The organism is Pseudomonadota bacterium (assembly GCA_039818985.1).
In the GTDB taxonomy this organism is placed as follows: Bacteria; Pseudomonadota; Alphaproteobacteria; order Sphingomonadales; family Sphingomonadaceae; genus Alterisphingorhabdus.
In genome coordinates, this window is the sequence record JBCBSU010000001.1 from 2,001,601 (window position 1) to 2,026,011 (window position 24,411).

At 58.3% G+C, this 24,411-nt stretch carries 21 protein-coding genes; 9 read left to right on the forward strand and 12 right to left on the reverse strand.

The annotated features are described in order from the left end of the window. Positions 1-4 precede the first annotated feature (4 nt). On the reverse strand, positions 5-1,150 hold the full coding sequence (locus AAFX04_09620) for a glycosyltransferase family 2 protein (protein MEO1045684.1): 1,146 nt from the start codon (positions 1,148-1,150) through the stop codon (positions 5-7). A gap of 202 nt (positions 1,151-1,352) precedes the next feature. On the opposite strand from AAFX04_09620, the gene AAFX04_09625 reads away from it, so the two are divergent. The 3 genes from AAFX04_09625 to AAFX04_09635 all read left to right on the forward strand — a co-directional run bounded on the left by AAFX04_09625 (position 1,353) and on the right by AAFX04_09635 (position 4,913). Then, positions 1,353-2,135, forward strand: coding sequence for a DUF2189 domain-containing protein (locus tag AAFX04_09625; protein MEO1045685.1), 783 nt, complete (start codon positions 1,353-1,355; stop codon positions 2,133-2,135). A gap of 67 nt (positions 2,136-2,202) precedes the next feature. Continuing rightward, positions 2,203-3,459, forward strand: coding sequence for a putative DNA modification/repair radical SAM protein (locus AAFX04_09630; protein MEO1045686.1), 1,257 nt, complete (start codon positions 2,203-2,205; stop codon positions 3,457-3,459). Then, positions 3,456-4,913, forward strand: coding sequence for a UdgX family uracil-DNA binding protein (locus AAFX04_09635; GenBank protein ID MEO1045687.1), 1,458 nt, complete (start codon positions 3,456-3,458; stop codon positions 4,911-4,913). The genes AAFX04_09630 and AAFX04_09635 overlap by 4 nt, the downstream gene beginning before the upstream one ends. A gap of 10 nt (positions 4,914-4,923) precedes the next feature. On the opposite strand, the gene AAFX04_09640 is transcribed toward AAFX04_09635, so the two are convergent. The 9 genes from AAFX04_09640 to AAFX04_09680 all read right to left on the reverse strand — a co-directional run bounded on the left by AAFX04_09640 (position 4,924) and on the right by AAFX04_09680 (position 14,998). After that, positions 4,924-8,229, reverse strand: coding sequence for an FG-GAP-like repeat-containing protein (locus AAFX04_09640; protein ID MEO1045688.1), 3,306 nt, complete (start codon positions 8,227-8,229; stop codon positions 4,924-4,926). A 220-nt stretch (positions 8,230-8,449) separates the two neighbouring features. Further along, positions 8,450-8,608: a hypothetical protein gene (locus AAFX04_09645; GenBank protein ID MEO1045689.1), complete on the reverse strand. Its 159-nt coding sequence runs from the start codon at positions 8,606-8,608 to the stop codon at positions 8,450-8,452. A gap of 170 nt (positions 8,609-8,778) precedes the next feature. Next, entirely contained in the window at positions 8,779-9,393 is a 615-nt protein-coding gene (locus AAFX04_09650) for a tail fiber protein (GenBank protein MEO1045690.1), read from the reverse strand. Between the two features lie 56 nt (positions 9,394-9,449). Then, positions 9,450-10,064, reverse strand: a complete 615-nt coding sequence (locus tag AAFX04_09655) for a tail fiber protein (GenBank protein ID MEO1045691.1) — start codon at positions 10,062-10,064, stop codon at positions 9,450-9,452. 121 nt (positions 10,065-10,185) lie between these two features. Further along, positions 10,186-10,731, reverse strand: a complete 546-nt coding sequence (locus AAFX04_09660; GenBank protein MEO1045692.1) for a hypothetical protein — start codon at positions 10,729-10,731, stop codon at positions 10,186-10,188. Between the two features lie 78 nt (positions 10,732-10,809). Continuing rightward, positions 10,810-12,783, reverse strand: a complete 1,974-nt coding sequence (locus AAFX04_09665) for an asparagine synthase-related protein (GenBank protein MEO1045693.1) — start codon at positions 12,781-12,783, stop codon at positions 10,810-10,812. Positions 12,784-12,841: 58 nt separating this feature from the next. Next, positions 12,842-13,138 (reverse strand): PqqD family protein, encoded by a 297-nt coding sequence (locus tag AAFX04_09670; protein ID MEO1045694.1) that lies wholly within the window; start codon positions 13,136-13,138, stop codon positions 12,842-12,844. A 40-nt stretch (positions 13,139-13,178) separates the two neighbouring features. Next, positions 13,179-14,060, reverse strand: a complete 882-nt coding sequence (locus AAFX04_09675) for a sulfotransferase domain-containing protein (protein ID MEO1045695.1) — start codon at positions 14,058-14,060, stop codon at positions 13,179-13,181. Then, entirely contained in the window at positions 14,060-14,998 is a 939-nt protein-coding gene (locus tag AAFX04_09680) for a hypothetical protein (protein MEO1045696.1), read from the reverse strand. The genes AAFX04_09675 and AAFX04_09680 overlap by 1 nt, the downstream gene beginning before the upstream one ends. Positions 14,999-15,453: 455 nt before the next feature. Between AAFX04_09680 and AAFX04_09685 the strand changes: the two genes are divergently transcribed. From AAFX04_09685 to AAFX04_09710, 6 genes are all read left to right on the forward strand, one after another. Beyond that, entirely contained in the window at positions 15,454-16,944 is a 1,491-nt protein-coding gene (locus AAFX04_09685) for an exopolysaccharide biosynthesis polyprenyl glycosylphosphotransferase (GenBank protein ID MEO1045697.1), read from the forward strand. 52 nt (positions 16,945-16,996) lie between these two features. After that, a complete protein-coding gene (gene rfbC, locus AAFX04_09690; protein MEO1045698.1) occupies positions 16,997-17,548 on the forward strand; it encodes a dTDP-4-dehydrorhamnose 3,5-epimerase in 552 nt (183 codons plus the stop codon). 103 nt (positions 17,549-17,651) lie between these two features. Then, entirely contained in the window at positions 17,652-18,719 is a 1,068-nt protein-coding gene (gene rfbB, locus AAFX04_09695) for a dTDP-glucose 4,6-dehydratase (GenBank protein MEO1045699.1), read from the forward strand. Then, positions 18,716-19,606 (forward strand): dTDP-4-dehydrorhamnose reductase, encoded by an 891-nt coding sequence (rfbD, locus tag AAFX04_09700; protein MEO1045700.1) that lies wholly within the window; start codon positions 18,716-18,718, stop codon positions 19,604-19,606. Before rfbB ends, rfbD begins: the two co-directional genes overlap by 4 nt. 3 nt (positions 19,607-19,609) lie before the next feature. Continuing rightward, entirely contained in the window at positions 19,610-20,476 is an 867-nt protein-coding gene (rfbA, locus tag AAFX04_09705; protein ID MEO1045701.1) for a glucose-1-phosphate thymidylyltransferase RfbA, read from the forward strand. A 37-nt stretch (positions 20,477-20,513) separates the two neighbouring features. Then, the gene (locus AAFX04_09710; protein ID MEO1045702.1) at positions 20,514-22,448 is read left to right on the forward strand and encodes an acyltransferase family protein; all 1,935 of its coding nucleotides are present in this window, start codon (positions 20,514-20,516) and stop codon (positions 22,446-22,448) included. 13 nt (positions 22,449-22,461) lie between these two features. Here AAFX04_09710 and AAFX04_09715 read toward each other — a convergent pair whose 3' ends face one another. Together AAFX04_09715 and AAFX04_09720 are read right to left on the reverse strand one after the other, a co-directional pair. Next, positions 22,462-23,214 (reverse strand): WecB/TagA/CpsF family glycosyltransferase, encoded by a 753-nt coding sequence (locus AAFX04_09715; protein MEO1045703.1) that lies wholly within the window; start codon positions 23,212-23,214, stop codon positions 22,462-22,464. After that, positions 23,204-24,400 (reverse strand): glycosyltransferase, encoded by a 1,197-nt coding sequence (locus AAFX04_09720; protein MEO1045704.1) that lies wholly within the window; start codon positions 24,398-24,400, stop codon positions 23,204-23,206. Before AAFX04_09720 ends, AAFX04_09715 begins: the two co-directional genes overlap by 11 nt. Positions 24,401-24,411 lie beyond the last annotated feature (11 nt).

Sequence of the window (24,411 nt, forward strand, 5' to 3'; positions counted from 1 at the left end):
TATGTCAGGCAGATTTTTCCGCTTTTGCAAGCCTGTTGATATGGCGGCGCTGCTGTGCTGCTCGCACTAGGCGAAAAGCGCCTGCTATGCCATCCCGTCTCACGCAATAGCGGAATATATCTGTGATATGCTTGGATAATGATAGCGCTGAACGCCACGCAATCGGGACATTGGTCTCGCGACCGATAGCGCGCAAGGACGCAAACAACAACAATGCCAACTGGGCACCTGTCTGATAGATCTCGTCATCCGAGAAATGGCTTTGTAGCCGGCCTCTGCAATAAAAAAGCGCATTAACAATGCGATATCCGGCATCCATGCGCCATGTTCCTGCATTTTGGCCAATCTGGCCAAAATGCACGCGATGCAGATTGATCTGAGCCTCGGTACACTGGAAGCTTGTGCCTGCATCCTGCATTTCGAGACCGAACAGGATAAGGGCCAGATCCGGACCGATGGCATTTTTCAGGAGCAGTTCACGCGCGAGCCAGCTGCTTTGCATAAGCGTAGCCATCTCCTCGGTCCAGCAGCGCAGAACATCGGCGCGAAATAGCGCCTTGCCAGGGGTAATGGTGACGAAAGGATTGTTCCGGTTTCGAAAAAAATAGTCATGGAGCACTCCGTCATGGGAAAGATGCTGCACAGTTTCGGAATCACAATATTCAAAATGGCGTTGGCCCGGCTGATAGGGCTGCGAGGCACCATGCCCTGTTGCCGCGATCTCTTTTATGAAGTCGTTGTCGTTAAGGGCTTTATCGTGCACCCATTTGTGCATGCCAAAGGCGACAGCTTCACCCTTGTCCAGCAAGGGCAGCGTGCGTTTCAGATAGAAGGGCGCAATGCCATCATCAGACCATATAAAGGTAGCAAATCTGCCGCGAATTTTCCGCGCACCTTCCAGCCAGCTGGGCACAGCACCAGAACCACGCGCATTCTGATAAGCCCGCAGCCTGCTGTCATTACCAAAAACCTTGAGCAGTTCCTCCCATGATCCATCATCGCTGTTGCTGTCTATCACAATGACTTCAATCAGAACCTGGCTCTCATCTCCAGCTACCAGGACAGATTTGACCGTATCAAGCAGATAGGTGCCACGGTTAAGTGTAGGCACGATGAACGAGACGAGTGGCTCATTTGACTGTTCAGTCATTGCTAGCAGGTTCTCGAAGACTATTATCAGGACGAGGGTTATGACACACTGACACAAAGCTCCCACAGAGCTGATAGGGCCCTATGGGCGTTTAGCCCGAATGCCGTTGCCGAAGCGCATTATGCGAAACACACAACGCCGTCCAGCTATGGGTTGATGAGGCTCGCCGATTGTTGCACTCTCTGTAATGGGGAGAGGCACTATGGCCACAAGCAAACAAACGCCGGTCGCCCGTGATCTGGTGGCAAGCGATCTGACCACAGCCGATCTGCGTACTGCACTTGTTGCCGGGTGGCGCGATTTTGCTACCCACCCCCAGTTCGGCCTGTTTTTCGCCGGCATTTATGTCTTTGCCGGGCTGATGCTCTATTATGTCCTTTTCGTCTGGAGTCAGCTCGCCTGGCTCTCGACCCTCGCCGCAGGTTTCCCGCTGATCGCGCCTTTTGTTGCCGTCGGCCTTTATGAAGTCAGCCGCCGCCGCGAGGAAGGTTTGCCGATGCGCTGGGGAGCGATCCTGGGTGCATTGCGCGGGCGCGGTGATGAGCAGATATTGGCGATAGGTGTCATTGTGTTCGTCGCCTTTGGTTTTTGGGTAATTATCGCACATGGTGTCTTCGCCATTTTCCTGTCAGCGTCGGGCATGGGTTCTGAATCGCTGGAGTTCCTGATGACGGATACCGGGATTGCGATGCTGATTGTCGGCGGCGCAATCGGCGCGCTGATGGCACTGGCCTTTTACGCAATCACCGTAATGAGTTTACCAATGCTGGTTGATCGCGAGATTGATTTTATCACGGCGATTATTGTCAGTCTCGCGACGGTGCGATCCAATACCAAGGTGATGCTGGGCTGGGCCTGCCTCATCGCCATTGCGCTGTTTATCGCGATGCTACCGCTGTTCCTGGGGCTGTTTGTGGTGCTGCCGGTACTTGGTCATGCGACCTGGCATCTCTACCGGCGGGCGGTCGACCAGCCTCCAGCCTGATTGCGCAATAGCATCTTCTCACAGAGTTCCGCTTGATCTTGATAAAGACGGAACATATACAGAACAAATGCCTGTTCTGACTCGTGCCGAAAAACTCGAAATCCTTGCCGATGCAGCAAAATATGATGCCAGCTGCGCCTCCAGCGGCTCTGTAAAGCGCAGCTCGCTCGCCAGCGGCGGCATCGGCTCGACCACCGGCATGGGCATCTGCCACAGCTATGCCCCCGATGGACGCTGCATCTCGCTGCTTAAGATATTGATGACCAACTACTGCATGTTCGATTGCCTTTATTGCATCAACCGGTCGTCGAGCAATGTGCGCCGCGCCGCCTTCACCGCGCAGGAGATCGTCGACCTCACCCTCGATTTCTACAAGCGCAACTATATTGAGGGACTGTTCCTCTCCTCGGGGATTATCCGCAGCCCCGATTATACCATGGAGCAGATTGTCGAGGTGGCGCGACTGCTGCGCGTGGAAAACAAATTCGGTGGCTATATCCATTTAAAGACAATTCCCGAGGCCGATCCCGACCTGCTCACCCGCGCCGGCCGATATGCCGACCGGCTGTCTATCAATATCGAACTGCCCAGCGATGACAGTATCGACCGGCTGGCACCGGAGAAATCAGGGCCGCATATCCGCAAGACCATGGGCACGCTGGGGCGGCGGATCAGCGAGGCCAGAGCTGAACGCAAGACCTCGCGCAAAGCGCCCTTATTCTCGCCTGGCGGCCATTCTACCCAGATGATCATCGGCGCGGATAATTCCGATGACGGCAAGATACTCGGCACCTCAACCAGCCTTTATAAAGGCGTCGGGCTCAAACGGGTCTATTATTCGGCGTTCAGCCCCATCCCCGATGCCTCGTCGCAACTGCCGCCGGCAGCGCCACCGCTGGTGCGCGAACACCGGCTGTACCAGGCCGACTGGCTGCTGCGCTTTTACGGCTTCGGTGTCGACGAGATCATGACCGGGGCCAAGGTCGACGAAGCGGGCAGGCGCCATCTCGACCTGGCGATCGACCCGAAACTGGCCTGGGCACTGCGCAATCGCGAGCATTTTCCGATCGATATCAATCGCGCCGACAAAGCGATGCTGTTACGGGTACCCGGGCTGGGCGTGCGGGGTGTGCTCGCGATCCTCAAGGCGCGGCGCTTTGCCAGCCTGAAACTGACGGATATCGAGACGCTGTGCCGCAATGTCTCGAAGATGCTGCCCTTTATCGTGACCCGCGACTGGACCCCGGGGTCGCGGCTCGATGATGCAAACCTCTATGCCCGGCTGGCGCCGCAGCCCACACAGCTCAACCTGTTCGGCGCATGACCGGGCTGGCCCAACCACAAACAGCCGATTATCGCGCCCGCCTTGCCGGCGAGACCGATCTTGCGGGGTGGCGCAATGCCGCGCGCAAGGCGCTGGCGGCACAGATTGCGCCAGAGCAGCTCGACTGGGAGGTGGCAGGTCGTACGGCCGCGCTCGACCTGATCCCGCGCGCCGATATTCCCGACTCCGGCAACGCCGCTGCGCTGCGCCTTAACCGGCAGCATCTCACCATAGTGATGACGGCGCTGCTGCACAGCGACCATGATCGTTTTGCGCTTGGCTATCGGCTGTTATGGCGAATCCGCCAGACGCCCGGGCTGATGGGCAATCCCGCCGACAGCGATGTGCGGCGCATCATGGCGATGGCGAAAAATGTCCGGCGCGACATTCACAAAATGCACGCCTTTGTGCGCTTCCGCAAAACCGGTGAGCACATCGATGATGATGGCGCGGCGCGCGAACAATTCGCCGCCTGGTTCGAGCCGGAACATCATATCACCGCACATGTCGCACGCTTCTTCCGCAACCGTTTCACCGGCATGGACTGGCTGATCGTAACGCCCCAGGCCAGCATAGCCTGGGACGGAGTGCAGCTCCGGCTCGGGCCAGGCGGCCAGAAATCCGACGTCCCCGACAGCGATGCGATAGAAGATGAATGGCGCAGCTATTATCGCAGCATCTTCAACCCGGCACGGGTCAAGGTGCAGGCAATGAAGAGCGAAATGCCGGTAAAATACTGGCAGAACCTGCCCGAAGCCCAGTTGATTCCCGGACTGATCGACAACAGCTCCGCAAGGGTGCGAAACATGCAGGATAACGCGGTGACTGCGGCCGGCCCTGCCACAGCGGAAGCCAGCCTTGCTCCGGCCCAGACTTTTCCCGATCTGGCAGCCCTGAACCGGGTGATGATGACGCGCAATGACTGGCCGTGGCAGGGCTTTACAGAGCGCTTTATTTTGGGCGAAGGGCCGGCCAATGCCGATATCATGCTGGTCGGGGAACAACCGGGTGATGTCGAGGACCGGGAGGGCGGTGTGTTTGTAGGTCCCGCCGGCAGGCTGCTCGATACAGTGCTGGCAGAGGCAGGAGTCGACCGCAGCCAATGCTATCTCACCAATGCGGTCAAGCGCTTCAAATATGAGCCGCGCGGCGAGCGGCGCATTCATCGCTCCCCTTCCGCCTCAGATGTCGCCGCCTATCGCGACTGGCTGCTGCATGAGCGGGCGCTGGTACAGCCCAGTGTGACGATAGCGCTGGGCGCTACCGCGGCGCGGGCACTGACCGGCAGTGCTGTGAAGATCGGTGCGATGCGCGGGCTGCATCGCTCATGGGATGCTGTTGGTGACCTGGTGATCACGGTACACCCGTCTTTCCTGTTGCGGCTCCATGATCCCAATGGCCGCGCTGTTGAACAGCAGCGTCTTGTCCGCGACTGCCGACACGCTGTGCGATAAAGTACCTGAGTCAGCCGCGCGACACTGTAATTTCGCCTTCGCCCAAAGCGCTGTCAGGGCGAATGCTACTGACCTCACCATCGGGCCAGCGCACCTGGATCAATGACACCGCGCTCGCATTACCCAGCCCGAAATGCGCCGCCACCGGGTCAAAGGACTGAAAACCCCCGCTTGCCTTGATATCGCGCATCTGGCACCTGCCCGGCTGCACCATAGTGACGCCATCGGTGCAGATCGTCACCGTTGCCCCGATAGCCATGCTGTTGCCCTTGCCATCGCGCAGATGCACCCATAACGCCCTGCCGGCAGGACGGTCATTACGATGCACGATCATGCGGCTGGCGCTGATGTCACGGATAACGTCAATATCGCCATCGCGATCATAGTCGAAGCTGACATAGCTGTAGCTTGGCACGATATCGGTGAAGCCGAAATCACTGGTCGCATTTCGGAACTGGCCTGCATCATTATGATAGAAGATATTGCTTCCCGACTGGCTTGGCGAAAGCCAGATGCCGGTCACAACCAGCAGATCCTGCCAGCCATTCTGGTCGAGATCGACAAAGCGGCTGTTCCATGACCAGCCCGGGAAGGCGACACCATTGGGTTCCGCCTCTTCGGCATAGCCGCCATCGGCCGTAGCGGTCAGAAGCAGGTTTCGGTAGTTCAGCGCAGGAACATGGGCAACAGCAAGTTGCTCACGCGTCATGATCGGTTGCACCGGCAGCAGCATCGCATCACACATATCGGCAAAATAGGTGAGACGGACCAGTCTGTCGGCGCATCGGCGCTGCGCTTCTTCAGGTGTCAGCGCCCGCTCCTTGCTCATTTTCTTGCGGACATAGAAAAGATAATCCAGCCCGAAGCATAATGTCGCATCGCGGGTGCTCTGGCCGTGCCCGCATCTGACATTGAGGATCGCCCTGTAACCGCCACGGATATTGTCGATGGACTTGAGCTCGGCGGCACAGCCCCGAACCTGCTGCATGCTCCAGCCGTTATCAAAACCGATTTGCTGACAAATCTCGAAAATCCGGCCATCGCCCCTGGTAGCGTCGCGCGCCATATTCTGGCCGTTGGCGATCTGACCGCCATAATAGTCGCGGCGCAGGTCATTATTCCAGTCGCCAACATCGTAGCTCATGCTGGTGCGCATGCCATAGCGGAAAGGCTGGTTGTCACGGCTCGGTTTCAGTGTTTGCCCCTGATCCGAGAACAGGATCACCTGATCGGTCGCCGCGACATCATCACCCTTTATCAGATCGAGAATGCCGTCATTGTTGACGTCGCTCACCAATGTGGTCAGCGTCTGCCCGGCGCTGCCCGGCACTTCGGTAATCACGAACCGCCGGTTACCATCATTCCAGGCAATCTGGTTGGTTGCAACATCGGGAATGACCGCCTGCCAGCCTTCACGGCCTGAACCATGCGCCCAACGGCCGAGCACCATGTCGAGATCGCCATCGCGATCCATATCGGCAAAACCCATCGACATGGCCAGACCATAGGGCTCGGTGACGATATGCGACATGCTGGCTTGCCCGAATGTCCCGCCCTGATTGTAGAAGACGAACAGCCCGTCCGCCCGCGTCGCTACCACCAGGTCGAGCCACGCATCATTGTCCATGTCTACCAGCGCGACATTGATCACGCCCATATCGGCTACTGGTCCCAGATCGATCTCCTGCCGCGCAAACCGTCCGCCGATATTGCTGTAGAACGACAGGCCGGTCGCTCCGGTGGGACGCCGTGTCACCACATCGATCCAGCCATCGCCATGAACATCACCGGCAGCGATGGCACCGCTCAGCATATCCGGACCCATTTCACGATAGGGATGGAGAATGCCCTGTTCGTCGAGGCCGAGCTGCTGGCCTGGAACGCGAGTAAAGACGGTGCCGCCAGCAGCTGGTGCCGAAGATATGTCCGATGCCCCGGGCAGAAAACGCGAAACGGTGATATCGCTGCCGCGATTGCTCGAGACGCTAACCGGCAGGGCAACCGGATTTATGGTCTGGGCATTGACCTGAGGCTGCAGCTCTGCCCACGAACTGGCTGCAGGCAAGGCAGGTGGCACCGGCACATCAACATCGGGCGCAGCCGCCAGATATTCCGAGGCGCGCTGCTCGAAATAGGCGATCTCATATTTCGCGGTCAGATTGGCGATAATGCCGCCACCCATCGCCAGCCCCATGGTGGCGATCCAGATGGTGAGTGCGGTTTTCAGCGAGATGGCACGCCACAATATGATAAAGGCATAGACGCTGAAGGTACCGAGCGCGATCAGCGCCACCGCGGCATAGTCGGTGCGCATGCCTATACCCAGCAATACCGCAGTAAGTATCACGTCAAGCGCAATCGGTGCAGGCGCGAATGTTGCTACCGCCGCGATGGCAAGCATCGCCAGCAGGATGAGCACCGGCTGGCGTATCGGCAACACAGTGGTCAGCGCATTATTGTCGAACCAGGTCGCAACCAGAGCTCCGAGTATGGCGGCAACGAACATCATCGGCACGGTGATAACGGCAATGAAGAACAGGTTGCGGCCAAAGGTGCGCGCATACCAGAGCAATGTGTCGCCCAATCCGCCCGATGGCGCCTCATATTCGCGCGGTGCCAGCGCCCGGGCGATCCAGCCGGTAAAGCCTTTGGCTTCGGTAATCCCGGTCAGATTGGCCATATTGCTGCCACTGGCGGCGGTTTCCGCCTTGAGCCAGTATTTGCACAGCAGCGGCACCACCAGCAGCACCATCAGCAAAGACAGCAGCAATTTGGTCGCAGCGACATGCACCGGAAGCAGCGCAAAGCTCATGGTCACGACGATGACATTGAGCGTTGGCGAGGCGATCAGCGCCGACAATGTCGTCTCCAGCCGCATCCGCCCGATATGCAGGCCCAGAGCGATCGGCGCGGCGCAATTGACACATACGCCGAGCGGCGCGCCTATTACCGCCCCCAGCGCGGCATTGGCGAAACCGCTTTCAAACGACTTCTTCTTTATCACCGACAGCAGCGTCAGCAGCGCCGCGGCGAACAGCACACCGAAGGTCATGCCCTTCCAGTTTGTGACGATCCAGTTGACGATATTGGCTGTTAATTCCCACCATAGCGGACTGTCAGGGAAAATATCGAGGACAATATCGAAAGAGAGGCCCGATAACGGCGTATTGCCGCCCATCAGCGCCTTTTCGTTAAGCGCCGGATAGCGCGAACTGGTCCAGAAAAACAGCGCCAGTGCGAATAGCACCAGCCCGCTGAGATACAGGCGCAGATCGATGCCGTTCTTATGTCGCAATGAGGAGGAGCTAGCCGTCACTCGTATCAATATCCCGAGCTGGGAGAAAAAAATGTCACCAAGAGCAATGCATCATGCCTATTGCCGAAAAGACCGCCAGTCAATTTGATCAAAATAGTACCAGGAAAACATGTTCGGCAGCGTCGCAGCCGAGTGGCAACATTCATGATATACGGCAAACACAAGACACTTCACGCCACGCTGTGACGGAAGCATCCGGAAAAGGAAGAAAAACCGGGATTTAGCTGGACGATGTATCCGGCGGACCGGGCGAGTTGCCGTCACTGCCGAGAGCGAAGCCATTGTGAATGTCGCTGGCACCGGCATAAATGTCCCTGAGCTCCGGTTTGGTCCAGGGCCGCTTTTCCTCGCTATGAGTCTCTAGCCGTCGTTCCATCATATCTCTCCCGAAATCACTCGTATATATCTATGTAAAATATACGTAAACCAAATTTAACCAATTTGCAATGCGGTTATTCATCCGCTCTGGCGTAATTACTTCAGGTGACAAGAAAGGGCGGCAAGTGAGCCGCCCTCTCCGTGTATCAGCCTGCAAACTGATCGGCTGTATCAATTACGCGAGGGGAATACCCCCTGGATCGCGATGCACCATCTCACGGCCTGGAACGGTGAAACCTTGTTCACCGCCTGGTTGCCGCCGGTATTACCGGTGCGAACGGTATCGGCGTTCATGTTATTGACTGCCGGAGCACCATCCAGATACATATTCAAGCCGGCAGGCGCCTGGGCAAAGCTGTTCCGTACCGGCTGACGCGTATCCCCGGGCAGAGGACTGGCCGCCACCGTGCCGGTATGGTTGTGCGAGGGCAATTGCAATTCGATCAGGGTGAAGCTGACGCTGCCGCCACGTTGTCCCATGATATAATTGCCGGTTATCGGACTGTTGCCGAAACCAACGGGTCGCCGACCACGCAGGTCGGGCAGCTGGAAAGTGCTGCGTCCGTCACCACCATAAATGGTGCCGATAATCGAAAACAGTGCGGTATTGGACGATATCGGCAGCAGCGCGCCGCTGGCATCAGCCCAGCCACGCGGGCAGAAATTGCCGCCAAAGGCGGTCATCTGCCCGATCAGCGGTGTTACCTGCGCCTGCGCCGGTGTCGCCGTGGTTCCGGCCATGGCAGCCATAGCCGCTGCAGAAGCCAGTATCTTGATTCTCTTCATGGTGAATATCCTTTCACTCAATAACTTTCAGATTGCTCGAAAAGCCTTTCGAACGATCAGTTGCGTGAAGGGAATGTTCCCTGAATAGCGACACACCAGCGCGCCACGAGGAAAGGCGACAATTTGTTCACTGCCTGGCCGCCGCCGGTATTGTTAATACGCAGAGTATCAGCGTTCATGTTGTTCACCGCCGGGCTGCCGTCGAGATAGACATTCTGCCCTGCCGGTGCCTGGGCGAAGCTGTTGCGCACCGGCTGGTTGGTGTCGCCCAGTGTCGGGCTGGCGGCAACAGTGCCGGTGTGATTATGGCTGGGCAGCTGGGCCACTGTCAGGGTAAACGAAGTTGAACCGCCCGTCTGACCTATCACGTAATTGGGCAGTCCGGGGCCAGTGCCATCGCTGATCGGCGCGCGCCCACGCAAATCGGGCAAGCCGAAAGTGGTCCGGCCATCGCCACCATAGTTGGTGCCAAAGAGTGAGAACAGAGCCGGATTGGAGCTTATCGGCAATATTGATCCGGCTGCATCGGCCCAGCCCCGTGGGCAGAAAGTACCGCCAAAATACATCAACTGCCCCAGATACGGATCGACCTGTGCTTGTGCCGACGCTGTAAATCCAGACATACCAAGTGCAGCGGCACCCATGGCCGCCGTGATTTTCAATCTCTTCATAATTACCCCTCCCGAATAGTGCGAATCTATTGATTGCAACCCGCAAGAGAGGAATACATGAATTTGCGTTTTTTTACAATTGTTTCAGAAAAATAGCTGTAACGCTTATAATGTAATATTATCACTTTTCAGTGGCAGCAGCGCCGGTGCGGTTTACCGTATTTGTGAAGTCGGTAGCGGTACGGACGAAATTCGCCATCTCGGACAGTAAATTGCCCTGGGCGATACCGTAATCGGCAATGATATAACGCGTCATATAGATGCTGCCATCGGGCAGCATGCCGGCATTGGCCAGCGGATTTTTGTAGAGAAAATCGGCAATAACCGGATTCATCACCGCAGCATCGCCACGCGGTTCCCACAGTGCCACCAGGCTGAGCGCGCGGCATTGCATCTTGTCTATATTCTCCGCCTTCGGGTCCTCGCATCCATGAAAACGCACATCGAAGCGCAGGCCATTAGTGGCGGTGGCGGTGATGAAATGGTTGAGATCGCTGTCCAGGCTGGTGACGTGGTTGCCAGTCACGACTTTGAGAACGGGAACCACATTACTGGCGTTGAGCTCGGGCAATATTTCTGTCTGGTCGATCGACTCCACCGGTGCGGCCTGTGCCATCAGCGCGCCCGGCCAAGCGGCCAGCGCCAACATCATACTCTTGCGGATCATCCTGCTCCCCTTGATGAGAAAATCACCTCTGTCCGATAGCTGATAGGCCAGTCTCACCGCCGCTGGCAACCGCACAGCTCACCGGTTCTTGCCCTCAACCCAGTTGATGAACCGCGCTGTGGTTGTCGCCCGGCCCAGGCCCAGCATGGCAATGGCATAATCGGGATGGTCCCTGTGCGATAGCGGTGTCTTGTCCGGCCAGGTCTCGAGGACTCGCTCGAGACGCGCAATGTCGAACCGCCGGGCAATATCAGGGTCGGCCTTCATCTCGGCCACCTGCTGGCGGAAATGATCGAGATCACGCGTCATCTTGTAGTGCCAGTCGGCAGTCTGTCGACCACGACGCGGGGAGAAATAAATATCGGGCAGACGGCCCGCCATCATGCGGGTGACGAGGAAGCGATGGTTGCCGTTGCGCAGATACTGATCCATCGGAATACCAGCGCAGAAGCGCAGCAGCCTGGGATCGCCCAATGGGTCCACGGTCAGCACCCCGGAGGTCACCATCTGCGCCTGACGAAAGGCTGCACCTTCATCGCGGCCGCCACGCTGCAGCATGGTGTACATCATCTCCCGCGCATCGGTGAAACCCGAATAGCTGGTGTCCCAGCCAACCGCTTCGGCCCGCCCATCGACATCCATCTCGGCGGCATAATCGGGAGAGATCGCGGAATATCCGCCCCAGCCACTCTGTGCCGCCAGCCCGCGCAGCCGGGCAATTGTCCGGGTCACCGATGGTGGCAGGCTGGGCGCGATGGCACGGGAATAGACGCCGCAAAACCTGAAGCCGGGCGTCTTGTCCGCGGCGAGTTCGCGCCACAGCTTAAGCCACCGCCCCTGACGGAACCACTGGCCGTAAAGTCCTCTGGCGTTAAAACTGATGGTGGCATTACCGCTGGCACCACCCAGCGCAATACGCTTGCCACTGGCGCGAATCCGGCGGTTGATGGCATCGCCCCAGTGTAAATTGCTGATGCCGCGCGGGGGCTGTTCGGCAAGCAGGAACAGCTTGTCCAGAGCAGTATCGCCACCACCCAGCGGCGCGTCGGCACAGTCGATAAAATGCGGGTTGATCTGCGGGTATCGCGCCGCCAGTTCGCGCACCATTGGCGACTCATCGCCAAAACGCAAATGACCATAGGCACGGCCATCCCAGCCCGGCTCGGGCACATGGGTGTAGGTATCGATACGTTCTTCGCCACGACCGCTCTCCGCCAGCAGGTCGAGCATCGTCACCACCACGGTCGAGGAATCGAGCCCGGCGCTGAGATGCGCCGCCGGAATGTCCGGCCCGGCCATATATTGACCGACGGCATTGCGCACCAGTTCGCGCGCGGCCTCGACATAATCCTCATCGCTGGCAAAGCGGATTTCGGGTGCGGTGCGGACATCGAAGAAACCATGCACGCGAATATCCGTGGCCGTCACCCGGACCATGGTACCCGAGCGGATGCTGGTCAGGCCCTGATAATAGCAGCCAGGATTATATTCGTAATTGAGCACCATGCTATCGGCGAGCTTAGCCTCGTCAAGCTGGCGTGGAACATCGCCATGGGCAAACAACGCCTTGGGGATACAGGCGATGAGGAACCGGTCCGGGGTGTCGTGATAATAGAGCGGCGGTGCCCCGGTCGGCGAGCGCAGTGCAAACAATGCATTGCTCTCATTATCGCCGATGATCGCGGCATATTCACCTTCGACATGCTCGCCGGTATCCTGTTGCCATTTCTGCCAGGCAGCGAGGAACAGCGCACTGTCCGGCATCGACGCCAGCCGGTCCGGGGTGATGCCCAACGTGTCGGCCAGTTCGTCGCGATAAACAAGATGACCGGAAAACACGCACGACCATCGTGCCACAATCAACGGCTGGCGCTCGAACTGGTCTTGCGGAAAATAGCCCCCACCATGCGTCCAGCAAAGCCCGAATGGGCCGCTGATGCGAAGCCCCGACCGGTCCGGCCCATAGAGCTTCAGCGAATTGATAACGCGCTCCAGCGAGTCACGGCACGGGCCATGACCTGTCTTGTCGAAAACCGCAGCAATGCCTGTCATCTCGGTTCCTGTCCGATAATGTCGCCCACAACCCGAAACCGGGCGAGAGTCATCGTGCTCAGGCGGGCGTCACAGTGACCAGGCCGCGCTGCTGCAGGTCGTGGAGCAGGCCCGACAGATGTTCGATACATTCATTCTCGGCAACATCATATTCCGCCGTCAACCGCTCTACCAGCGTATCGACCCTGGTCGGGCCGTCGATCAGTTCCCAGATACGCTTGCCTGTATCCGTCAGGCTGTAGAAATTGCCATGTTCGATATCCATCAGCACCATTTCATCGTCGACCACTGTTTCGACATGTGAATCCGTCTTGTTGATCTGGTCTTCGCGACCCACTTGCCCTGTCTCAGTCATGTTTTCCCTTTATGTCTGTTTGCGGTTATAGTGCATATTTTTACAGATAACCCAATAGCCGCATCACCTTGCCATGATCGGCTTCAATGGTCTCCCGGTCCGCTACGTCGAGCACATCACGCCATTCACCCGCCTTGCCCGAACGGAAAAACTGCTTCGCTTTTTCCGGGCGCTCGGAAAAACCCTTTTCCTTCTCCGCCGCCTGCAGCTTTTCGAAACGGGCATTGTCGACGGCCTGCTGCAACCGCGCTTCATCCTCCGCGTCTGGAAGCTTGAGGAAACCGGTCATCGCCCGCAGCGCCGCAACCGTATCTTCCAGCATATCCTCATAGCGGATTACCAGCACCGGAATATCCTGCTGCGCGGTCCAGCTGCGATAATGGTCGCTCCATGTTCCCATGGTCTGGCGCAGCTGCGATTTGCGCGAACCGGCAAGGACATGGCGCGGATTGGCAAGCTGTCTCGTCACTTTGGCAAAGTCCATATGCCCCTGATGATGGGCATAGGATATCGCGACATCGCGCGGATCGCGGACGAGATAGATTGCCCCCAGCGATATTTCCGCAGGAAAGATCGGCTTGCCCTCACGGTTGTCATGATAGGCATCATGCACCTTGATGAAGAGCTGCTCGCGACTGTCTTCGGCCAGCGCGCGATAGCAACCGGGCCTGAGGCAGTCTATCTCGTCGTCGGTCATGTCCGATGATGGCAGACCGGTGAGGCTGTCGAACCGCGGGCGGTTGCTCGATATCGATCCGGACAGCGCAATATGATCGCTTGCTGCCGCCTTGTCGGCATCGAGAAAATTGGCCAGCAATATCCGCGTCCAAGTGTTGCCCGACTTAGGGTAGCTGGCAAGCCACACCAACTGCCGCGCCGGCGGCGCATCGGCGGCGTCGGAACGAGATACGCTGCTTGCCATTATCCGGGATCTCTTCCGGTCGCCGCATCGGCCTGTTGTTGCAGCCAGCTGTCGATGAAATCGAGACCGATTTCAAAGTCCTCGCGCAGAAACGGGCGGGTGAAAGACTGCACATGCACGTCGTTAATCAGCTGCGCCAGCACCATATAGGTGCGCTTGCGCCCCCATATCGCCGTGGCATAGCGTGGCCGATAGACACTCTGCATCAGGCGGACCACCGAATTGCCTCCGGTAATCGGGGTAATCTGGCACCGCTCGACACCAGGCTCACGCGAACCCGGATAAAGGATGGAAAGACTGGCCAGCGATCCCGACCCACTTTCCACGCTCAGCCTGGGCGTGGCGAAATATTTCTCGAAATCCTCGGCATCACGCACCGCAGCGCCCTGCTCTGCCCGGGTCAGCTCCAGCGCATCCTTCCACAGCTTCAGGTCTTTCTGACCGGAATAACAGGTCAGTTGCTCATCGCATTGCGCCGGATCGATGATCAATATGTCATCGGTGAAGAACGGATAGCCGCGATCCGCGAGAGCCGCCGATAATGTCGATTTGCCAGCACCCGATGCGCCGGTAAAGGCATGCACCTTGCCGCCGGCGAGAACCGCGCTGGCGTGTAGCGGCAGCAGCCCGCGCTGATAGCATAATGCGCCCCAGGCCGAACCGAGCAGGAACAGCGCAACCTCGCGGTCGGAAACGCCGTCGGGCCGGTGATAGGATATGCTTTCACCGCCCTGCACCCGGTAACGAACACCGTTCGGCAGGCGCAGCAGAAAGTCATCCTCGGTGACTTCATAGGCAACACCCTTATGCTCCGTCGTTCCCAATGTCTCTGGAACCAAAGCCTCAGTGATCTGCACATCGGCACCTGTATCGACAAGATAAGGCGCAACACGGCTGCCCAGATCCATATCAGCCTGTACCGTGAAAGGAGTTGCCATTATGACTGCCCCCCGCGACCCGATGCCCCGCTATAGACTGGCAACAGAGCCAGACCTGCGACTTCTCTTATATTCATCGATGCTCCGATAATTTCCGCGATGCTAACTGTCCGGCCATCAGCCTTATGTCCCTCTGGCGACAAAGGCCATCTTCCTTGTTGCCGGGATGACACGTTGATACGAGAGCAGCGATTGTGCAAGAGCGGTAACATCATGAAACATAACTGTCATTTTTGACCTTTACATGAAACCGGTCCCACATGAAGCGGCTTTCATCGCTTCAGCGTTACATTTTGATACGATTATGGCTAGGCGATTGTGCGCTGCATCATATAGTTCTATCAGACATGGGCTTAACCATGGTCTTCATGGTCTTAGATGTCGCCAGGGTCGCAGAAAAGTAAGATAAAGTACTGAATTTTCATGATTCCACTCTGCGAGGCAAGATAATAGCAATGAATCTCCCCCAGAAAACGGCAGAACCCGCGATTCCTTTCGATTCGCAAGCCGCGACCGACTTGGAAGCGGAAGTGGAGGCCGGACTGGTTTTTCTTTCTTCTCAGGATTATACCGATCAGGTGCTTGACGTAACACGCCAGGATATCACCAGGAATGCCAGCAAGCGGCGTAGCCGTGCCAGGCTGGATGCCGGGCTGTGTGTCGTCGATATATTGTGTATCATTGCCGCTTTTGCCCTCGCCAATATCGCCCGGCTCGGCATCATCAGCATCCCGCAGATCAGCAATATGCTCGCTGTCTGCATACCGATCTATCTTGCCACCGCGTTCAACTCGCGCGCTTATGGCTCGACCGTCCTCGGCAGCTTCTGGACCAGCTATACCCGTGCTGCCACCTCGTTCCTGCTGGCGATGGGCGCGGTTGTGCTCACCGCCTTCTTCCTCAAGGCCAGTGCCGATTTCTCGCGCTTCATCTTTTTGACCGGGGGCGTATTGGGGCTGATATTCCTGTTTGCCGGGCGTTGGCTGATGTCACAGCTTGCCAAGCGGATATTGGGCAGCAACCCGATGGCCGAAATCATCATCCAGGATGGTGTCTCGATACATTATACCGGCAACAGTCCACTGATCGATGCCGTATCGCAGAAGCTGGAACCCGATCTCACCAACCCGGTGATCGTTCAGCGACTTGGCCTGATGACGCAGAATATGGACCGGGTTGTGGTCCACTGCACGCCGGAAAAGCGCCAAGCTTGGGCATTTACCTTGAAAGCGCTCGACATCAATGCCGAGATTGTCATTCCCGAGCTTGACGATCTCGCACCGATCGCGCTCGACCGTCGCGACGGCCATATCGCACTGTCAATTGCCCAGGGTCCGCTCAAATGGAATGAGCGCATCACCAAGCGGCTGTTCGACATCGCTTTCGTGATGGTGGCATTGCCCATATTGGCGCTGCCGATGCTGGTCGTCGCGATATTGATCAAGCTGGAATCGCCTGGTCCTGCGCTGTTCAAGCAAAAGCGCATCGGACTGGGTAACCGGCCCTTCTACATCCTCAAATTTCGCAGCATGCGCAGCGAGAAATGCGATGCCAATGGTGATCGCTCCACAGGGCGCGATGATGACCGCATCACGCGCCTGGGTGCATTTATCCGCAAGACCAGCATCGATGAACTGCCCCAGCTCTTCAACGTGCTGGTCGGTGATATGAGCGTTGTTGGCCCGCGCCCCCATGCCATTGGTTCGCGCGCCGAAAACCTGCTGTTCTGGGACATTGACAGCCGCTACTGGCACCGCCACGCGGTCAAGCCCGGTCTTACCGGCCTGGCCCAGATCCGCGGCTATCGCGGTGCCACCGAAAAGCGGCAGGACCTTGAAGACCGGCTGCGTTCCGACCTCGACTATCGCGCCAACTGGTCGCTATGGGGTGATATCAAGATCGTCCTGATGACCTTCAGGGTGCTGATTCACCGCAACGCCTATTGAGCCGCGTCCGCGCAGTACGCTCCGAACGCTTCGAGATCAGAAAGTCCATCCGGTGCAGGCCATTCCGACCGATATCGCCCCAGTCGTGATCATCGAGCCCAGGCGCCATGGCGATACCCGTGGCTATTTTGCCGAGACCTTTCGCGATGACTGGTTTCGCCGCAACGTCGCTGACATCGCTTTTGTACAGGACAACCATTCACTGAGCGCTGAGCCGGGTACGCTGCGCGGCCTGCACTTCCAGACTCCACCCCATGCCCAGGCCAAGCTGGTGCGCTGTGTCGCCGGGGCGATCTGGGATGTTGCCGTCGATATCCGCAGCGGATCGCAAAGCTATGGCCAATGGGCCGCTGCCGAGCTCAGCGCCGAAAATGGCCGCCAGCTTTTCATTCCCGCCGGTTTTGCCCATGGCTTTGTCACGCTGGGCCCGGCAACGGAAGTTGCCTATAAATGCTCGGACTATTACGCCCCCGAATGTGATGCCGGTCTGGCCTGGGACGACCCCGACCTCGCTTTGCCCTGGCCGCTCGACGGCAAGCCACCGATCGTCTCCGACAAGGATGGCAGCCATCCCGGCCTCGCCGATTTCAGCAACCCGTTCTGAGCCGCAGTTTATTGTGCAATTTGCGGTGTAACCGGGTGACAGCGACACATTGTCAGGCTAGCTAGCGCAACAGGAATTTTCCGCTAAAACAAGGTGCAACATCATGACAGCACGCAGGATTCTGGTTACGGGCGGCGCGGGCTTTATCGGCTCTGCGCTGGTGCGTCTGCTGATAAATGACAGCGCGCACCATGTACATGTTATCGACGCCCTCACCTATGCTGGCAATTTGAGCTCGCTGGCTCCGGTCGCCGATGATCCGCGCTACAGCTTTGCACAAGTCGATATTTGCGACCTGTCGGCAGTGACACGGGAAATCGTCCAGTTCCAGCCCGATACCATCATGCATCTCGCCGCCGAAAGCCATGTCGACCGCTCGATCGATGGTCCGGCCGCGTTCATCCAGACCAATCTGGTCGGCACCTTCAACATGCTGGCGGCGGCGCGCGAATATTGGCAGGGTCTCGATGCGGATGACCAAAGCGTCTTTCGCTTCCACCATATCTCCACCGATGAGGTGTTCGGCGAACTGGGCGATACCGGCTATTTCACCGAAGAAACGCCCTATGATCCACGCTCGCCATATTCCTCATCCAAGGCCGGGTCGGATCATCTGGTCAGCGCCTGGCATCACAGCTATGGCCTGCCCACGCTGATCACCAACTGCTCGAACAATTACGGCCCCTATCATTTCCCCGAAAAGCTGATCCCGCTGATGATCATCAAATGCCTCGCTGGCGAACCGCTGCCGGTCTATGGCGATGGCAGCAATGTCCGCGACTGGCTCTATGTCGATGACCATGTCCGCGCCATGCTGGCGGTTATCGAGAGCGGCACTTCAGGCGAAAGCTATATGGTCGGCGGCAATAGCGAGCGTACCAATTTGCAGGTGGTCGAAACCATTTGCGACACGCTCGACGGTATCCGCCCGCGCAGCGACGGCAAAAGCTATCGTGAACAGATCAGTTTTGTCACCGATCGGCCGGGCCATGACTTCCGCTATGCCATCGATGCCGGCAAGTTGCAGGACAATCTTGGATGGGAGCCGGTCGAGACATTTGAAAGCGGCATGGCCAAGACCATAAAATGGTATCTCGACAATGAGACGTGGTGGCGTGATATACTGTCCGGCGCCTATCGCGGCGAAAGGCTGGGCACAGGACGGACATGATCGAAGCACGCAGGATATTGATCACCGGAGGCAGCGGGCAGGTGGGCACCTGCCTGCAGGCGCTGCCTTGGCCCGATGATATCGCACTGGTGGTTCCCGATCTCGATAGTTTCGACCTGACCGATCCCGTTTCGGTCGCGCGCTTCATCCGTGAAAACCCGCTTAATGCCGTGGTCAATGCCGGGGCCTATACCGCGGTCGACAAGGCCGAGAGCGAGCCCGAACTGGCGATGGCGGCCAACGGCCATGGCGCAAAAGTGCTGGCGCAATCTGCCGCCGATCAGGGACTGCCGATCATCCAGGTGTCGACAGACTATGTCTTCGACGGCAGCAAGGACACACCCTATGGCGAGGATGATCCGGTGGCGCCGCTCGGTATTTATGGCAAGAGCAAGCTGGCGGGCGAGAAGGGCGTTCTGGAAAGCGGTGCCCGGGCCATCATATTGCGCACCGCCTGGGTGCTGAGCCCGCATGGCCATAATTTCCTCAAGACCATGCTGCGCCTCGCGGAAGAGCGCGACACGGTGAGTGTCGTTGATGACCAGATCGGCAACCCGACCAGCGCCATTGACATTGCCAATGTGCTGCAATCGCTGATCCTGACCATGGTCGACGATCCGACCCGCCAGACCGGCATCTACCACTTCACCAATGCCGGTGAGACAAGCTGGCATGGCCTCGCGGCGCATATTTTCGACCGGCTGAATGCCGAGGGACACACGGCACCGGCACTCAACGCCATTTCCACCACAGACTATCCTACCCCGGCAAGGCGCCCCGCCAATAGCCGCCTCGACACCAGCAAGATCACCGCTGATTTTGCCGTCACACCACGCAGCTGGCAGAGTGCGGTTGATGATATTCTCGACATATTGCTGAAGGACTGACGCATGAGAGGCATTATTCTGGCCGGTGGCTCGGGCACCCGGCTGCACCCGGCAACGCTGGCGGTGAACAAGCAGCTGCTACCGGTCTATGACAAGCCGATGATCTATTATCCGCTGTCGGTGCTGATGCTTGCCGGCATCCGCGAAATCCTGATTATCTCCTCGCCGGAATATCTCGACCGCTATAAGCAGCTGTTCGGCAGCGGCGCGCAATATGGCCTCGACATATCCTATGCACTGCAGCCCAAGCCCGAAGGACTGGCCCAGGCCTTTCACATCGGGGCGGAGTTTGTCGATGGCGGCCCGGCCTCGCTGATCCTGGGCGACAACATCTTCTTCGGCGCCGGGTTGCAGATATTGCTCGCCAATGCCGTGGACCGCAGCAAGGGCGCGACGGTTTTCGGTTATCAGGTCGATGATCCGCAGCGTTATGGCGTGGTTGAACTCGATAGCAATGCGCGCGCCATCAGCATCGAGGAAAAGCCTGCGCAACCGCAGTCGGACATGGCGGTCACTGGCCTCTATTTTTACGACCAGCGCGTCACCGATCTGGCACTACAGGTCAAACCCTCGGCGCGCGGCGAGCTGGAGATCACCGATCTCAACCGGCTATATATGGAGGCAGGCGACCTGTTCGTCGAGCAGATGGGCCGCGGCTATGCCTGGCTCGACACGGGTACCCATGACAGCCTGGTCGAGGCATCGGAATTTGTCCGCACCATCCAGCACCGCACCGGGCAGCAAATCGCCTGTCTGGAAGAAATCGCCTTTGAACAGGGTTTTATCGATCGCGACCAGCTGATCGAGGCCGGCAACCGTTTCGCCAAGACCAGCTATGGCCAATATCTGCTGAAGCTGGCTGACGCTTAGCCGACCGCATGACGAACATGCCTCCGGAGTGCGATCTGTGACAGCGATAGCCTATAGGCCCGAAATAGACGGTCTCAGATCATTTGCCATCCTGCCGGTGATGTTCTTCCATGCCGGCCTGCCCCTTTTCAGCGGTGGTTATCTCGGTGTCGACGTCTTCTTCGTCATATCGGGCTATCTGATCACTGCAATCATCATCAAGGATCTCGATCAGGGCCGATTTTCCATCCTCAAATTCTACGAGCGCCGGGCGAGGCGGATATTACCGGCACTGTTTACCGTCCTGCTGTTCACCACCGTGGTTGCATGGTTGTGGATGACACTGCCGCAATGGGACGATTATGCCGAAAGCCTTGTTGCGGTCAGCCTCTTTGCATCGAATATCCTGTTCTGGCGGCAGACAGGTTATTTCGACCAGTCGGCCGAACTTAAGCCGTTGCTGCATACCTGGACCCTGTCGGTCGAGGAGCAGTTCTACATCATCTTCCCTGTGCTGCTGATCCTTATCTGGCGATACCGCGCAAATGCCGCCTTGTGGTTTCTGCTGGCCATCGGGCTGACCAGCCTGGCCTTTTCCGAATATGCCTCGCGGGCGCTGCCAATGACCAATTTCTATCTGTTGCCCAGCCGTGCCTGGGAGCTGATGGCAGGGTCTCTATGCGCCGTCTTCATGAAGTCGTCGGCGAACAGGCTTGAGGCGATCGGGCCACGGCTGGGAGGTATGCTCGGCCTGGTCGGGCTGGCACTGGTTGTCGCCTCCAATCTTGTCTTTACGCCGGAAACCCGCTCACCAGCCCTGATCACACTTTTCCCCATAGGCGGCACGGCGTTGATCATCTTGTTCGCCAGGGGAGAGACTTTCGCCGCGCGCCTGCTGAGCTGGAAGCCTTTCGTGGCCATCGGCCTGATCAGCTACAGCGCCTATCTCTGGCACCAGCCACTGCTGGCCTTTTATCGCATCAAATATTTCCATCACGATCCACTGGTAATAGCCGCATTGATGGTCCTTGCCCTGCTGCTGGCGTGGCTAACCTATGTCGTGATCGAGAAACCGGCGCGTTTCACGCTGCTCAAAAATCGCTCCAACAAGCTGATATTGTTCATAGCCGCGGCAGCGCTTGCCGCTACTGCCGGAGTCGGACTCGCCGGACGTTTCACATCGTGGCCAGCACTGCCAACGGTTGCTGGCCTCTCGGACAGGGGCGACCCTGAGGACACATTCGGCTGGTACTTCCGCAACGACAAGGCGGACCAGGATGGCGGCCTGTTGCTCTATGGCGACAGCCATGCACGCCATTATGTCGGCGCGCTGGACGGCTATGCCAAGGATCAGGATGTACCGTTCGAATATATTGGCGAATATGCCTGTATGGCGCTACCCGGCGTTACCAGCCTGTTCCAGGGCCGGGTCCGTCCGGACTGCACCAAGCAGCTCAACAGGCTCAGGACCAATCTCGCAGAGAAAAGCAGCGTGCTGGTGATCGCCCAGTTCTGGGATATCTATGTCGCCGATGACCAGGGCCAGCAGATCGGCACCGATGGCTCGGCCAACGATCCCAAAGCGGCCAGCGCGATCTTGACGGGGCTGGACAGCCTGTTCGAGATTTTGCCGGACAATCAGCCGGTCGTGTTGATCGGTTCAGCGGCAGGAACGCTGGATGCGTCAGAACAGATGAAGGAGGGCTATTTCCGTTGCCTGCAATATATCGATGGCGATTGCCCCTCGGCCTATCCCGCCAGGCAATCGCGCTATCGCGCTTTCAACGCCCGGCTCGCTCAACTTGCCGACAAATATGACAATGTGCGCTTTGTCGATCCATTTGCTGCGCTTTGCGATGCGCAGCAGTGCCGCATCGTCGAGAATGGCAAGATCATCTATGTTGATGAGGGACATCTGACCCGTGATGGTTCGGAAAAGGTCATCCGTGCTTTCGCGCCGACATTTGCCGAGGCCATCGCCGAATTACCCTGAACCGGAGCGCGTCCTAGCCGGGTAAGGAGACTTTCTCTCCGCGCAGCCGGGCCCCGAGCACCAGCGCCAGAAAACGGCCATTGGTGCTGGCATAGCGCCAGAACATCTTGCGCGGCTCCTGGATCAGCCGGTGCAGCCATTCCAGCCCGTTGCGCTGCATCCATCCGGGGGCACGGCTGACATGCCCGGCGAGCACATCGACCGACCCGCCAACGCCCATGATGAACGGCACCTCAACCTCGCGTGCATATCTGGCAAGAAAGCGTTCTTTGCGCGGTGTCGGCATGGCGATGAACAGGCAATCGGCACCGCTGGCCCGAATATCGGCAACAATGTCAGCCTCATCTTCCGGGCCGAAATAGCCGTTGCGCGACCCGGCCATGGCAAGGCCCGGCCAGCGCTTCTGGGCCGTTGCGATGGCGCGTTCCAGCACATCCTGCCGAGCGCCGAGAATATAGGGTCTGCGCCCGCTTGCAGAACAATGCGCCAGCAGCGCCAGCATCAGGTCGACACCCGAAACCTTGGGCGCATCGCGCAGGCCGAGAATCCGCAGCGCCAGCACGATGCCCATACCGTCAATACCGATAATGTCGGCGCCAGTGACATCATTATGGAGTTCGCGATCACTGCGCATCTTGACGAATTTCGCCGCGTTCATCGCGACATGGACGCATTGTTCGCGGCTTGCCATTGCTGCTTCGCACCGCTCCAGCGTTTCATCAAAGCCGAGCACGTCGATCGGGGTATCGAGCAGTTCAACCCGCATCGGCCTTTTCCTCGCCCAGCGCGATACCGAGTCCGCGCGCATAGTTGCCCCTGATGGTGTCGCGCTGAAATTCGCGCGCCGCGCCCGATTGTTGCCACGCGGCGAGATCCTGTTTCATCGCCTTCTGGTCGCGCAGAATCTTGCGCATCGCTTCGGCAATCGCACCATCATCCTGTGGCGCCACCGCCAGTGCGAAAGACTGTCCGTCATAATAGCCGTCCACCGCGGCATCGGCGGGATAGACGATCGGACAACCCGCCAGCAACGCCTCGGCGAACACCATACCATAGCTCTCGCGCCTGGAGACCATGCAAAAACCGGCATGGCGGTTCATCACCGCCTGCATGTCGGCACCGGCCACACTGCCCTTGAGTGCGATGCCGCCGGCCTTTGCGTCATCGATACGTCGCTGCAGCATGGCGACAAGGCCGTCCTCACCCCCACCATAGATATCGAAAGTAAAGCCACTTTGCCCCTGCCGCACCCGGTTCGCCGCCTTGACCAGCCGGTCGAAATTCTTGATCTGCCAGTGCCGCAGATGGAATGCAGTCATGATCCGGTCCGGTGCTTCCTGCGGTGCGATGATCCGGTCCTGTTCGGTGATACAGGGCAGCATCTGCACCGGGCCATTGCGCTGGCCCAGCGCCTGCTCGCAATAACGCAAGGCCCATGGCGCAAAGGGGAAGACCATCGCGGCCTGGTGGAATATCTGGCCATAATCGGGCCACAGGTCGCGCCGCACCTTCAGGATGGAACGATCGGTATTGCCCTGAATCGAAAGCGCAAAGGGGACATTGAAATGGCGCGCCAGTCTGCGCGCAATCAAGCCTTCCATGCTGAGCTTGTGCCCCTGAATCAGCGTCGGTCTCAGTCCCCGCCGGGCAATATCATCGGCCAATATGTCAGCGACCGCATGCAGGCTCGACCGCAGGAACAGGCCACGCGACGGCGCGGCATAGGTCCAGCTCGAGATATTGCCGGTCTCATCATGCCGATGGATACCCCTGCCCCAGTCCTTACCCAGCCATCGCTTCATGCCGCTGGCAGGGGGAATGTCACGACGGTTGAGCGAGTAAACCTGATGATCGAACCGGTCCGCCGTGGCCTCGACCAGATTGGCGATTGCCCGGGTCTTCGCCGATTGGACGCTGTCCGGATAATCGGTGGAAATATGGATGATTGTCATGGTGCGGCGGC

Bases quoted from the DNA above. Each gene is read 5' to 3' on its own strand.
- AAFX04_09620 (MEO1045684.1), bottom strand. From the start codon at position 1,150: ATGACTGAACAGTCAAATGAGCCACTCGTCTCGTTCATCGTGCCTACA.
- rfbB (MEO1045699.1), top strand. From the start codon at position 17,652: ATGACAGCACGCAGGATTCTGGTTACGGGCGGCGCGGGCTTTATCGGC.
- AAFX04_09720 (MEO1045704.1), bottom strand. From the start codon at position 24,400: ATGACAATCATCCATATTTCCACCGATTATCCGGACAGCGTCCAATCG.
- AAFX04_09665 (MEO1045693.1), bottom strand. From the start codon at position 12,783: ATGACAGGCATTGCTGCGGTTTTCGACAAGACAGGTCATGGCCCGTGC.
- AAFX04_09685 (MEO1045697.1), top strand. From the start codon at position 15,454: ATGAATCTCCCCCAGAAAACGGCAGAACCCGCGATTCCTTTCGATTCG.
- AAFX04_09675 (MEO1045695.1), bottom strand. From the start codon at position 14,060: ATGGCAAGCAGCGTATCTCGTTCCGACGCCGCCGATGCGCCGCCGGCG.
- rfbA (MEO1045701.1), top strand. From the start codon at position 19,610: ATGAGAGGCATTATTCTGGCCGGTGGCTCGGGCACCCGGCTGCACCCG.
- AAFX04_09625 (MEO1045685.1), top strand. From the start codon at position 1,353: ATGGCCACAAGCAAACAAACGCCGGTCGCCCGTGATCTGGTGGCAAGC.
- AAFX04_09660 (MEO1045692.1), bottom strand. From the start codon at position 10,731: ATGATCCGCAAGAGTATGATGTTGGCGCTGGCCGCTTGGCCGGGCGCG.
- AAFX04_09635 (MEO1045687.1), top strand. From the start codon at position 3,456: ATGACCGGGCTGGCCCAACCACAAACAGCCGATTATCGCGCCCGCCTT.
- rfbD (MEO1045700.1), top strand. From the start codon at position 18,716: ATGATCGAAGCACGCAGGATATTGATCACCGGAGGCAGCGGGCAGGTG.
- AAFX04_09680 (MEO1045696.1), bottom strand. From the start codon at position 14,998: ATGGCAACTCCTTTCACGGTACAGGCTGATATGGATCTGGGCAGCCGT.
- AAFX04_09645 (MEO1045689.1), bottom strand. From the start codon at position 8,608: ATGATGGAACGACGGCTAGAGACTCATAGCGAGGAAAAGCGGCCCTGG.
- AAFX04_09650 (MEO1045690.1), bottom strand. From the start codon at position 9,393: ATGAAGAGAATCAAGATACTGGCTTCTGCAGCGGCTATGGCTGCCATG.
- AAFX04_09670 (MEO1045694.1), bottom strand. From the start codon at position 13,138: ATGACTGAGACAGGGCAAGTGGGTCGCGAAGACCAGATCAACAAGACG.
- AAFX04_09630 (MEO1045686.1), top strand. From the start codon at position 2,203: ATGCCTGTTCTGACTCGTGCCGAAAAACTCGAAATCCTTGCCGATGCA.
- AAFX04_09655 (MEO1045691.1), bottom strand. From the start codon at position 10,064: ATGAAGAGATTGAAAATCACGGCGGCCATGGGTGCCGCTGCACTTGGT.
- AAFX04_09715 (MEO1045703.1), bottom strand. From the start codon at position 23,214: ATGCGGGTTGAACTGCTCGATACCCCGATCGACGTGCTCGGCTTTGAT.